Consider the following 12,234-nt stretch of genomic DNA (forward strand, 5'->3'; position numbering starts at 1 on the left):
ATGGATCGCGACGGGATCGAAGAGATGTTCCAGGCGCTGGGTCCGGTGACGATCAAGCGCATGTTCGGCGGCAAGGGCATCTATCACGAGGGCCGCATCCTGGCGCTGGAGGTGCAGGGCGAGATCCTGCTGAAGGCCGACGAGGAAAGCGCACCCGACTTTTCCGCCGCCGGCAGCCGGCAATGGTATTACGACGGCAAGAGCGGCAAGCCGGTGAAGATGCCCTATTGGTCCATTCCCGACGAGGCGCTCGACGATCCCGACGTCATGGCGATCTGGGTACGCCGGGCCTATGAGGCGGCGTTGCGCGCGCGATAAAAACCCGCCCGGAAAACGCCGCAATCAAACTTGACTTATATTGTCATGTTGTCCATTACCGGACGGTTCACGCCTGAGTTTGCGTGGACGAAATGTCCGGTGAGGTTTCCATGACATACGATCGTTCTTCCGCGTCGACGCTTCTTGCGGGCACGGCCATGGCGCTTGCGCTTCTGGTCACCGCGGCACCCGTCAAGGCGCAGGATGCGGCGGCCACGGACCTCCAGCAGATCAACATCGAAGGCGACAGCGACGGGGACGGCATCATCGATATCCCGGCTGCGGTTTCGAAGGCCGATCGCGTCAAAATCCAGGAAGACTATGCCGGTGACGTCGCGCAGGTGCTGCGCTCCTCGCCCGGCACCTTCACCCGCGAACCGTCGGACCAGCCGGGCATCACCGTCAATATCCGCGGCCTGCAAGGCATGGGCCGCGTCAACAGCATGATCGACGGCGTGCCGCAGACCTTTCGCAACCTGTCCGGCCACGGCGGCACCTTCGACAACATGCTCTATGTCGAGCAGAACATGCTGGTCGGCGTCGATGTGACGCGCGGCGCCGTCTCCGGCGCCGAAGGCATGGGCACGCTGGCGGGTGCTGCCAATTTCCGCACGCTCGATGTCGACGACGTGCTGCTGCCCGGCCGCGACTATGGCGTGATGACCTCGGTGCGCGCCGGCACGAACGGCTTCGACTATTCCCGCCTGCTGACGGGCGCAGCGCGCACCGATATCGGCGGCGAGGGTGAGATCGGCATCGTCGGCGCGCTCAGCGACACGAAGAAGAGCCCCTACGACAACGGCGACGGCGTGACCTATCCGTTTGCCGGCGACCAGCATCCGAAATCGGGCCTGTTCAAGATCAACCTTTCGCCGGATTCCGATCACAAGCTTGCGCTCGGCGTCATCTGGTACGGAAACGACTTTCTGCCCGGCAGCTCCGGCTACAACTGGCAGATCGAGAACCAGACCTATACGGCGAAATACACCTACCAGCCGGGCAGCGACCTGATCGATCTCAGCATCAACGCCTATCTCAACATCACCGATCTCGAATTCGACGGCAGCAACGGCAATGTCACCACCTTCGACGGCCGCAAGGGCACCAACACGACGACGGGCTTCGATATTTCCAACCGCATGCGCTTCGACCTCAGCGACGAGACCGAGCTGAAACTCACCTATGGCGGCGCGTACAGCCGGGATAAATACGAAGGGAACGCCAAGCGCGGCGCCAATCCGGATGGAACGCTGGTCAAGGCCGGCGTCTTCAGCGAGGCAACGATCACGCACGGCATTTTCGACCTGACCGGCGGCCTGCGCTACGATTACTGGTCGCTGGAAGGCATCAGCGGCTATGACGCGCCGGGCACCAATGGTTGCGCGGCCGATGGCCAGCCGTGCCCGATGGAAGAACTGTCGCGCGACGGCGGCGACGTCAACCCGAAGATCACCCTTGCAGCGCGCCCGCTCGACTGGCTGCAGCCCTACGTGACCTATGCCCACACGTCGCGCCCGCCGACGGCGGCGGAAATGTTCTATCCGGGCGGCCACAGCTTCGACGGATCCTCCGACCCGGTCAACAACAACCCCAACCTCTTGCCGGAAAAGAGCCGCGGCTGGGAATTCGGCGTCAACATGACGACGGACGACCTGCTCACGCCCGGCGATTCCGCCTGGCTGAAGGTCGGTTACTTCCACAACCGCATCCGCGACTATATTACCTATGACATCGGCGAGGATGGTGCTGCGCGCTGGGTGAACGTCGATGGAACGACGGTCATGAAGGGGCTGGAAGTGGAGGGCGGCTACGATGCCGGGCGGTATTATGCCGGATTCTCGTTGACGCTGGCCGATACCAACCAGCCGGAAGGTGCCGCTGCCGGCGTCGGCGGCGATACGGGACGGCTGCCGGACGATTTTGCGACGATCGACGTCGGCATGCGCTTCCTGGACGAAGCGCTCACCGTTGGCGGGCGCATGCGTTATGTCGGCAAGAGCAAGCAGGCCTATATCAACCAGGAAATGGCCTTCGAGCTCGATGCCTATACGCTGTTCGACGCGCATGCCTCCTGGCAGATCAACGAGAACGCCAAGATCTTCGTCAATGTCGAGAACGTCTTCGACGAGAGCTACATGAAGGCGAATGCCGGCCTGATGGACAGTTACGGCGGCGTCAAGAACGGCCGCGGCCGCACCTTCATCATCGGCGCGACGGCGCGATTCTAAATCTGGCTGCGTAGCGCCTTCACCGCATCGGCGGCGAAGCGGGAGAGCGGCGAGGGCAGGGCGTCGAGCGCGAACCAGCCGAATTCCGGCAGCTTTTCCGGCTCCATGACGCGCGGCTCGCCGGCAAAATCCTCCGTCACATAGATGAGCGACAGCCAGTGCTGGCGCTCCTCCGCGATGATCTGTTCGGAAATGCAGAGAAGCTTGACGGCGCCGATCGTCAGTCCCGATTCTTCCTCCGCCTCGCGGCGGGCGGAATCGACGGCGCGTTCCATATGGTCGACCTTGCCGCCGACGATGTTCCATGAGCCGGCTTCGGGTGCACGAAGGCGCCGGTAGAGCAGGAGCCTACCCTCACGCAAAATGGCCAGGCCGCAACCGAGGCCTGGCACATCGATGCCTGGAATGGACATGCTAGGAGATCAGGCCTTGCCGGCGATCAGCATGAAGGCGGGGATCTCGTCGCCGAAGCCGAGCGGCGTCGGGCCGTCATCGTCGTCGCGGCGGTAGCGGTTGCGACGATCGCGGTTGTCGTCGTTGGCCGGACGCGGGGCGGCATGGTTCGCGGCCCGCGGGTTGCGAGCGGGAGTCTGCGGCCGCCCTTCCGTCTTGCGTTCAGCTTTCACGGCTTCCACCTTCTCTTCGGTCTCGCTGGTCTCAATGCCGGGCGCGGGGCGTGCCTCGGGACGTGTCTCGGTCACGCGGGCTTCGCCCTTGCGGCCACGGGAGCGGTCGCGATCACGACCGCCACGTTCACGGCCGCCACGGGAGCGCTGTTCACGCTCCTCGCCTTCGGCCTGCGGCGGCAGGGCATCGAGGCCGCCGTTCAGCCACTCGACCTTGCGGTCGATCAGCTTCTCGATGGCATCGACGAACTTGCCGTCGCGCTTGGATACCAGGGTGAAAGCGGCGCCCGAGCGGCCGGCACGGCCGGTGCGGCCGATGCGATGGACATAGTCCTCGGCATGGATCGGGACGTCGAAGTTGAAGACGTGGCTCACGTCCGGAATGTCGAGGCCGCGGGCCGCGACGTCGGATGCCACGAGGAGGGTAAGCTTGTTTTCCTTGAAATTGGCCAGCATCGTGGTGCGCGAGCGCTGGTCCATGTCGCCGTGCAGCGCGCCGACGGAGAAGCCGTGGCGGTCGAGCGAACGGAAGAGGTCGGCAACGTCGACCTTGCGATTGCAGAAGATGATGGCGTTCTTCAGGTCTTCCTGGGCACGGATGAGGTCGCGCAGCGTCGCGCGCTTCTCGTAATCCTTGCTGTGCGTAGCGACGAGGCGCTGCGTCACGGTCGTCGCGGTGGAAGAGCGGACCGACACTTCGACGCGCTCCGGGTTCTGCAAGAAGCGGTCGGCCAGCTTCTGGATTTCCGGCGGCATGGTGGCCGAGAAGAACAGCGTCTGGCGCGTGAACGGGATCAGCTTGGCGATGCGCTCGATATCCGGAATGAAGCCCATGTCGAGCATGCGATCGGCTTCGTCGATGACGAGGATTTCGACGCCGGTCATCAAAAGCTTGCCGCGCTCGCAATGGTCGAGCAGGCGGCCGGGCGTGCAGATCAGGACGTCTGCGCCGCGTTCCAGCTTGCGGTCCTGTTCGTCGAAGGAGACGCCGCCGATGAGCAGCGCGACGTTCAGCTTGTGGTTCTTGCCGTATTTCTCGAAGTTTTCCGCAACCTGGGCTGCGAGTTCGCGCGTCGGCTCCAGAATGAGCGTGCGGGGCATGCGAGCCCGGGCGCGGCCTTTTTCCAGAAGCGTCAGCATCGGCAGAACGAAAGAGGCAGTCTTGCCGGTGCCCGTCTGGGCGATACCGAGGATGTCGCGCCGTGCCAGGGCCGGCGGAATGGCGCCCGCCTGGATGGGAGTCGGGATCGTATAGCCCGAATCCGTGACGGCAGACAGGACTTTCGGGCTCAGGCCAAGATCAGCAAAAGTGGTCAAAGGGAAAACTATTTCCGTTCCGGTTCTTGCGAACGCAATGGGTTTCAGCGGTCGACGCGCCGCTAGGATGCAGCGCAGATATGCCGAAAGTGCCGGAAAGTCAAGGAAATCAGCGAATTTGGTGAATCACCGAGCAATTTGAACTGTGTGGCGGATGCTTTTGCCGTCCGCAAGCCCTCGGCCTTGCGTTACGTCAATCCATATAGGTGGTCAACTTCATGCCCGCGGTGAGGAAGCGCATGGGGTCTATGGCCTTGCCGTCGCGGCGCACTTCATAGTGCAGGTGCGGGCCTGTGGAGCGGCCCGTCGTGCCGGAAAGGCCGACCGGATCGGCCTCGTCCACATGGTCGCCGACCTTGACGAGAACGCGGGAAAGGTGGGCGTAGCGGGTCGTCAGGCCGTCGCCATGGTCGATTTCCACCATGTTGCCGTAACCACCGTTGCGGCCGGCGACGACGACCGTGCCGGCACCGGCGGCGTGGATTTCCGTGCCCGTGCGGGCGCGAAAATCAATGCCGGCATGCAGCGCCAGCCGGCCAAGGAACGGATCCGTGCGGTTGCCGAAGCGGCTGGTGATGCTGCTTTGGGGCGAGGGGTTTCCGAAGGGCAGTTTCCGGGCGGTGCGGCGGGCGCTATCGAGGCGTTCCAGCGCATCGTCGAGGTCGTTTATGGATTCTTCGAACGGATCGGTGAAGGCGACGGGCTCGACGAACGGGCCGCCGATCGCGAGATCCGAATCGGTAGCCGGCTTCTCGGCCGTTTCTTCTGCGACGTCGAAGCCGGTGCGGCGCAGGATGGTCTGGATCGCGTCGGCGGTTTCAGAAGCCCCGGCGGTCAGCGACTGGATGCGGTTGATCTGCTCGTGTTCGAGGTCCTTCAGCGAGAGCGTGACCTTGGAGAACAGGCGGTCGGCGCGGTCGGCGACCGATTCGCTGGTGGCGGCATAGGCAAGTTGCGTCGTCTTCAGCGGTGCCGCGCCGGCGCCACCCATGATCGCATCGATGGCGCCGGCGGCGTCCGCCCGGCGGCCGTCGATCACCGGCGTCTCTTCGGTAAGGGGGGCACTCGCCTCCACGCCGCTGCTTTCGGCGCGGTTCAAAAGCGCGTCGAGCTTGCCGTGACGGGCGGAGAGGGCCGACTGTTGCTGCATCAGCTTCTCCACCTTCTCCTCCACGACCTGCTGGTCGAGGAGCTGGCGGCTGGTGACGCGGTCGACTTGCGCGCGAAGGGCGGAAATGCGGTCCTCATAGTCATGCTGCATGCGGGCCTGGCGCGCCATGGTGGCGCCGATCAGGTCGTCGCGCAGCACCAAGTAAGAGGTGGCGGCGAGATAGCCGACGGTGAACATGCCGGCGAAACAGAACGTAACGGCAGCCATCCACGGACGGATGGTCATGTGGCGGATCTTGTCGCCGCTCGCGAAAATCACGACGTGCTGCTTCGCGCGCTTTCCGAAGATGCGGTTTTCAGGACGCTCCGCCACAGTTGATACCCCCGACCGGTTGTGCAGGTCTCGTGCGGGGAATTACACATTGTTAGGGTTAATAAAGCCTTTCCCGGCGGTTGTTTGGCGCCAAATATCAGCTCTGGCTGACAGAAACGAGGGAGCGGTAGAACGACGGCGTGAGGCCGGCCTCGGCGCGCGCCACATCGTTGAACGGCGGCTTCAGCGGCCCGCGGAAATTGGTGCGCACCAGCTCCCTGAAGATGGCCGACGGATCTTTCTTCTCGCGGGCGCAGAGGAAGCGGAACCACTTTGCGCCGACCGCCACATGGCCCTTCTCGTCGTTGTAGATGATGTCGAGAATGTCGGCGCTCGCGTCATCGCCGGTCTCCCGCATCTTGGCCTGCAGCGTCGGCGTCACGTCGAGGCCGCGGGCTTCGAGGATCAGCGGCACCACGGCGAGGCGGGCCGTCAGGTCGTTGCGCGTGTCATGGGCGGCCTGCCACAGCCCGTCATGCGCCGGCAGGTCGCCATAGTCCGCGCCGAGATCGCGCAGGCGATCGCGGATGAGGCGGAAATGTTTAGCCTCCTCGAAGGCCACCTGCATCCAGCCGTCGAAGAAGGAATGCGGCACACGCTCGGTGGTGAAGCGGGCGACGATGTCGAGCGCGAGGTCGACGGCGTTGAGCTCGATATGGGCGAGCGCATGGAGCAGCGCGATGCGGCCCTTCTCGGTGTGCAGTGAGCGCTTCTTCATATGCTTGGGCGGAATGAGCTCCGGCTTTTCCGGCCGGCCGGGCCGCGCCGGCAGCACCGGATCGCGCGGCGAGCGCATTGAAAGTGTGCGGGCGAACCAGCGGCGCGCGGTCTCCTGCGCGAGCTCCGTCTTCAGGTCGAGATCGGCGGCAGAGATTGCCGCCGTGGTGCCGCCGCGAAGGCTCTCGATATGCGGAAGTTTTATCATTCCAGCGCCTTATGCGGGGTTTTATAGCTTCCTGGCGGCTTCGAGCACGGCCGCGACATGGTCCTTGACCTTCACCTTCGGCCAGATTTCCGCAATCTTGCCTTCGGCATCGACGAGCACGGTCGTGCGCTCGACGCCCATATAGGTGCGGCCATACATGCTCTTTTCCTTCCACACGCCATAGGCTTGCAGCGTCTCCAGGCCTTCGTCGGAGGCGAGCGGCACGTCGAGTTCGTGTTTCTTGACGAACTTGTCGTGTTTCTTCACCGGATCTGGCGAAAGGCCGACGAGGGCGACGCCGGCGGCCTCGAAATCCGTCTTGGCGGCGGTAAAATCCTTCGCTTCCGTCGTGCAGGCTTCCGTGTCATCTTTCGGGTAGAAGAACAGCACGACGGGCCGGCCGCGCAATGCGGAGAGCGAAATGCTGCCGCCGCCGTCACGCGGGAGGGTGAAGTCCGGGGCCGCAGCGCCTGGGACGAGTTCTGCCATGGGATTTCCTTTCTTTGGCCGGCTTTTTGAGTCAAGGACCCGGCCTCCCGCATATATAGTGGCAGACAGAATCGTCCAACGGCCACTGGACGATGCGCACCGATTCCGTGGGATAGGGTGCGCGCAGGGGCAAAGGAAACAAGCGCGAGATGGGAGATATCCGCGGCGAGAGAGTCGTGTTCCGCAAGCAGGACATCGTTCCGCTGCATGAATTGCCGTCCGCGCAGGCGCACGAACCCATCGTCCTGCATGCGGCGCAGGCCAGCCGCACGGGCATCGCCTGCCGCATCGTCGCTGCGACCGTCGCCCTCGTGCTGTTTCTCGGCGCCGTGCTGATCGGCCTGGTCGAGACCGGGCTTTTCGACAGCACCTTGAACGCCCGTGCCGTCGCCGCCCTCAACCAGGCGCTCGGCCCCCGCTACCGCGCGTCGGTCGATCACACGGTGCTGCGCCTTGCAGGCTTCAACGGGTTTGCGCTGAAGGCGGAAAATGTCCGCATCATCGAGCTTCAGTCGGACAAGGAACTGGCGACGACCGATTCGATCGGTATCGTGCTCGATCCGCTGGGGCTCGCCTCCGGCCGCCTTGCCGTCTCGCGGCTCGATGTCGACGGCGTCATGTTCAATGCGGCGCTGCTGCCGAAGAGCAAGCCGCTCGATCTCGCGGCACTGCGCATTTCCGACGTGCCGGACTATCTCGAAACCACCTTCGAGCGGCTCGACGGCGTCAACCGCCTGATCGACGCCAACGGCATGCAGACCGTCAGCATCTCCGACCTCGGCGCGACATTCCAGGGGCCGGACGGCAAGCCGATCACGCTTGCCATCGCCAGCCTGCAATTCACCCGCGACGGCGACGGCACCATGTCGATCGACGGTCATTTTTCGCTGGATGGTTCCGAAGGCGAGATCGACCTCACCGCCTCGGGCACAGAGGGCGCGATCCGCACGCTCGACGGCTCGATCCGCAATGTGGCGCTGGCAAAATTCCTGCTCGGCAATGATGTCAACGGCAATGTGCATGCCGGCATCGACACGACGGCGGACGTCTCGGTCAATTCCGTGCGCGAGATCGCCGGGACAAAGCCGGTGCTGGGGCTGACCATCAACGTCGCCGCCGGTGCGGTCTATGGCGATGGCATCGCGGCGGAGCTGCGCCCCTCCACCCTCAAGGCCGTCTATAATTTCGACAAGGGATCGATCGAGCTTGCCTCGCCGGATGCGAGCGTCGGCCAGTCGCATTTCCCCTTTACCGGGGGCCTCATCGACCTCGACCGCGTCTCCGACCGGGCGGACAAGGGCTTTGCCATCGATCTCGTCTTCAGCAATGCGATCAGCCGGCCGGTCGATTCCACCGAGGCGCCGATCCGCTTCGACGCCAAGGTCAACGGCTACTATCTGCCGAAGACGAAGAACCTGCTGTTCGAGCAGATGGCCGTTTCCAGCGAGAAGGGCAATGTCGCGGGCTCCCTTGCCATGCGCTTCAGCGATCGTGCGCCGGAAGTCAGCTTCGTGATGATCGCCAGCGAGCTGGAATCGGCGGCCGTCAAGCAGTTCTGGCCGTTCTGGATGGCCAAGACCGCACGCAGCTGGGTGATTAAGAACATCTTCGGCGGCACGGTCACCAATGGCCGCATCGAATTCTACCTCGCCGAAGGCCGCGAGCGCCTGCCGGGCGTGCCGATGCATCTCGGTCCGGACGAGCTGAAGATCGACTTCGACATCGAGGGCGCGCGCATGAACGTGGCGGGCGAGATCCCGCCCTTGCGCGATACGTCCGGGAAGTTCCGCCTGCGGGGTCCGCGCACCGAAATTCAGATCACCGGCGGTGCTGCCTATTTCCCGTCCGGCCGCTCGGTTGCGCTGAAGGGCGGCACCTTCGTTTTGCCGGACAATTATACCAAGCCGCTGATGGCCGACATGGACATCGACGTCGCCGGCAATGCCGATGCGATCGCGGAGCTCGTGACCTACCGGCCGATCCGCGCGCTGCCGGCGACCGGTTTTGCGCCGGATGATTTCAGCGGGCAGGTCGAGGCCAAGGTGAAGGCGCATTTCGGCGTCATCTCCTCGCACAATCCGCCGCCGCCGGAATGGACGGCCGCGCTCACCCTCAACGACGTGGATGTCGCCAAGCCGATCGCAGGGCGCGAGGTCACCGGCCTGCACGGCGTGCTGGCGATTGATCCCAAGCAGGCCGACCTCAAGGCCAAGGCCGATATAGACGGCGTGACGCTCGATCTCGAACTGCTCGAGCCCGTCGGCAAGGCGAGCACAATCAAGCGCAAGACGATCCTGTCCGGCACGCTCGACAACAAGGACCGGCGCAAGCTGCTGCCGGGCCTGGAGGATGTGCTGGATGGCGCGATCGCCATGCGCATGGAGCAGGACGGCGACGGGCCGCGCCAGGTGGACGCGGATGTGGGCGCTGCCGCGGTCTCCATTCCCTGGATCGGCTGGACCAAGGGTGCGGGCATCGGCGGCAAGGTCACGCTGACGGCGGACACCAAGGAGGGCGTCACCCGGGTTTCCGATTTCCGCTTTGCCGGCGACGGGTTCAATGTCGCGGGCGATCTCACCTTCCGCGGCGCAAGGCTGGACGCGGCAAACTTTTCCACTGTCCGGCTTTCGGCCGACGACCGGTTCCGGCTGAAGCTGGAGCGCGGCAAATCCGGCTATTCCGTCGTGGCGGACGGCGAGGCGGCCGACGTGCGCTCCGTGCTGGCGCGCCTCAAGAACGCCGGCGGCGGCGAGAGTGGCGGCGACAAGCAGGGCATCACCGTGCAGGCCAACCTGTCGCGGGCCGTCGGTTTCAATGGCGAAAGCCTTTCCAATGTCAGCCTGCGCTATGCGACGACCGGCAGCCGCATTTCCGGCGTCGACCTTTCGGCGGTGACGTCCGGCGGCGCGCCCGTGGTGGCGCAGCTTGCCCGCAACGGTGGCTCGGACGCCATCCAGCTTACCAGCGGGGACGCCGGCGCGGTGGCGCGCTTCGCCGATGTCTACAGCCATATGCGCGGCGGCTTGCTGAACGTCCGCTTGCGGGAAACCTCCAACAGCGGCTGGCGCGGCTCCGTCGACATCCGCAATTTCTCGCTCGTCGGCGAAGAGCGCCTGCGCTCGCTCGTCTCCACGCCGGCCGGCGAAGACGGGCGCAGCCTCAACCAGGCGGTGCGCCGCGAAATCGACGTCAGCGCCGTGCGCTTCTCCCGCGGTTTTGCGCAGGTGCGCACCGGCGGCGGCTCGCTCAGCCTGGAAAACGGCGTGGTGCGCGGCGAGGCGGTGGGCGCGACCTTCCAGGGCACGGTGCGCGACGCCAACGGCCGGATCGACATGACCGGCACCTTCATGCCCGCCTATGGCCTCAACCGGCTCTTCGCCGAACTGCCGCTCATCGGCATCATCCTCGGCAACGGCAACGACCGCGGCCTGATCGGCATCACCTTCAAGCTGGCCGGTCCCTTCGACAAGCCGAAACTCACCATCAACCCGCTGTCGATCATCGCGCCCGGCGTCTTCCGCAACATCTTCGAATTCCAATGAAAAAGGCCGCCCGGAGGCGGCCTTGATCTGGGGTGTTGCGCGGCCGATCAGGCCGGGCGGATGAGGATGTGCTTCTTCTTGCCGAGCGACAGTTTCACGACGCCATCGGCGGAGACGTCCGAGGTGCCGATCATGCGGCGTTCGTCGGAAACCGCGGCGTCGTTGATGCGCACCGCGCCGCCCTGGACGTGGCGGCGCGCTTCGCCGTTGGAGGTGGCGAGGCCGGCCTTGACGATGAGGTTCAGGAGGCCGATGCCGGCTGTGAGTTCACTTGCGGTGACGTCGATCGTCGGCAGGTTTTCGGCAATCGCGCCTTCCTCGAAAGTCTTGCGCGCGGTTTCGGCGGCCTGTTCGGCGGCCTCGCGACCGTGCAGCATCGCGGTGACTTCCGTGGCGAGGATCTTCTTCACCTCGTTGATCTCGGCACCGCCGAGCGCGGAGAGCCGGGCGATCTCGTCCATCGGCAGCGTCGTGTAGAGCTTCAGGAAGCGCGAGACGTCGGCGTCTTCCGTGTTGCGCCAGTATTGCCAGAAATCATAGGCCGAGAGCATGTCCGGGTTGAGCCAGACGGCGCCGGAGAGCGACTTGCCCATCTTGGCGCCGGACGCGGTCGTCAGCAGCGGCGAGGTCATCGCGTAGAGCTGCGGCGTGCCCATGCGGTGGCCGAGGTCGATGCCGTTGATGATGTTGCCCCACTGGTCGGAGCCGCCCATCTGCAGGCGCACGTCGTAGCGCTTGTTCAGTTCGACGAAATCGTAGGCCTGCAGGATCATGTAGTTGAATTCGAGAAAGGACAGCGACTGTTCGCGGTCGAGGCGCGTCTTCACGCTGTCGAAGGAGAGCATGCGGTTGACGGAAAAATGGCGGCCGACGTCGCGCAGGAATTCCAGGTAGTTGATGCCGAGCAGCCAGTCGGCATTGTTGATCATCAGCGCGTCCTTCGGACCATCACCATAAGTCAGGTAGCTCGAAAAGACCTTCTTGATGCTGGCGATATTGCTGTTGATCGTTTCCGGCGTCATCAGCTGGCGCGCATCGTCCTTGAAGGACGGGTCGCCGACCATGCCGGTGCCGCCGCCCATCAGCGAGATCGGCCGGTGGCCGGTCTTCTGGAACCAGTGCAGCAGCATGATCTGGATGAGGCCGCCGGCATGCAGGCTCGGCGCCGTCGGGTCGAAGCCGATATAGGCGGTCACGGTTTCCTTGGCGAGAAGGTCGTCGAGGCCGGTTTCATCGGAGATCTGGTGGATGAAACCGCGCTCTTTCAGCGTGCGAAGGAAATCTGACTTGAATTCGGACATGGCCT

9 protein-coding genes are annotated in these 12,234 nt (G+C 64.4%); 3 read left to right on the forward strand and 6 right to left on the reverse strand.

Annotation, left to right across the window (positions count from 1 at the left end):
• Together J2Y63_RS07265 and J2Y63_RS07270 are read left to right on the forward strand one after the other, a co-directional pair.
• On the forward strand, positions 1–318 hold the full coding sequence (locus tag J2Y63_RS07265) for a TfoX/Sxy family protein (RefSeq protein ID WP_435265479.1): 318 nt from the start codon (positions 1–3) through the stop codon (positions 316–318).
• 110 nt (positions 319–428) lie between these two features.
• Positions 429–2,546: a TonB-dependent receptor domain-containing protein gene (locus tag J2Y63_RS07270; protein ID WP_435265480.1), complete on the forward strand. Its 2,118-nt coding sequence runs from the start codon at positions 429–431 to the stop codon at positions 2,544–2,546.
• On the opposite strand, the gene J2Y63_RS07275 is transcribed toward J2Y63_RS07270, so the two are convergent.
• The 5 genes from J2Y63_RS07275 to J2Y63_RS07295 all read right to left on the reverse strand — a co-directional run bounded on the left by J2Y63_RS07275 (position 2,543) and on the right by J2Y63_RS07295 (position 7,386).
• The gene (locus J2Y63_RS07275) at positions 2,543–2,959 is read right to left on the reverse strand and encodes an NUDIX domain-containing protein (RefSeq protein WP_435265481.1); all 417 of its coding nucleotides are present in this window, start codon (positions 2,957–2,959) and stop codon (positions 2,543–2,545) included. The genes J2Y63_RS07270 and J2Y63_RS07275 overlap by 4 nt on opposite strands.
• 9 nt (positions 2,960–2,968) lie before the next feature.
• Entirely contained in the window at positions 2,969–4,489 is a 1,521-nt protein-coding gene (locus tag J2Y63_RS07280; RefSeq protein WP_435265482.1) for a DEAD/DEAH box helicase, read from the reverse strand.
• A gap of 193 nt (positions 4,490–4,682) precedes the next feature.
• Entirely contained in the window at positions 4,683–5,972 is a 1,290-nt protein-coding gene (locus J2Y63_RS07285; RefSeq protein WP_435265483.1) for a M23 family metallopeptidase, read from the reverse strand.
• A 97-nt stretch (positions 5,973–6,069) separates the two neighbouring features.
• Complete coding sequence (locus J2Y63_RS07290; RefSeq protein WP_435265484.1) at positions 6,070–6,897, reverse strand: ferritin-like domain-containing protein; 828 nt, start codon at positions 6,895–6,897, stop codon at positions 6,070–6,072.
• Positions 6,898–6,918: 21 nt separating this feature from the next.
• A complete protein-coding gene (locus J2Y63_RS07295; RefSeq protein WP_435265485.1) occupies positions 6,919–7,386 on the reverse strand; it encodes a peroxiredoxin in 468 nt (155 codons plus the stop codon).
• A 149-nt stretch (positions 7,387–7,535) separates the two neighbouring features.
• Here J2Y63_RS07295 and J2Y63_RS07300 point away from each other — a divergent pair, with 149 nt between their 5' ends.
• Complete coding sequence (locus J2Y63_RS07300) at positions 7,536–10,928, forward strand: DUF3971 domain-containing protein (protein ID WP_435265486.1); 3,393 nt, start codon at positions 7,536–7,538, stop codon at positions 10,926–10,928.
• Between the two features lie 47 nt (positions 10,929–10,975).
• On the opposite strand, the gene tyrS is transcribed toward J2Y63_RS07300, so the two are convergent.
• Positions 10,976–12,229, reverse strand: a complete 1,254-nt coding sequence (tyrS, locus tag J2Y63_RS07305; RefSeq protein ID WP_435265487.1) for a tyrosine--tRNA ligase — start codon at positions 12,227–12,229, stop codon at positions 10,976–10,978.
• Between the last annotated feature and the right edge of the window lie 5 nt (positions 12,230–12,234).

The sequence above is a fragment of the Shinella sp. BE166 genome (assembly GCF_051201095.1).
GTDB classification, from domain to species: Bacteria; Pseudomonadota; Alphaproteobacteria; order Rhizobiales; family Rhizobiaceae; genus Shinella; species Shinella lacus.

Bases quoted from the DNA above. Each gene is read 5' to 3' on its own strand.
- J2Y63_RS07265 (WP_435265479.1), top strand. From the start codon at position 1: ATGGATCGCGACGGGATCGAAGAGATGTTCCAGGCGCTGGGTCCGGTG.
- J2Y63_RS07270 (WP_435265480.1), top strand. From the start codon at position 429: ATGACATACGATCGTTCTTCCGCGTCGACGCTTCTTGCGGGCACGGCC.
- J2Y63_RS07275 (WP_435265481.1), bottom strand. From the start codon at position 2,959: ATGTCCATTCCAGGCATCGATGTGCCAGGCCTCGGTTGCGGCCTGGCC.
- J2Y63_RS07290 (WP_435265484.1), bottom strand. From the start codon at position 6,897: ATGATAAAACTTCCGCATATCGAGAGCCTTCGCGGCGGCACCACGGCG.
- J2Y63_RS07295 (WP_435265485.1), bottom strand. From the start codon at position 7,386: ATGGCAGAACTCGTCCCAGGCGCTGCGGCCCCGGACTTCACCCTCCCG.
- J2Y63_RS07300 (WP_435265486.1), top strand. From the start codon at position 7,536: ATGGGAGATATCCGCGGCGAGAGAGTCGTGTTCCGCAAGCAGGACATC.
- tyrS (WP_435265487.1), bottom strand. From the start codon at position 12,229: ATGTCCGAATTCAAGTCAGATTTCCTTCGCACGCTGAAAGAGCGCGGT.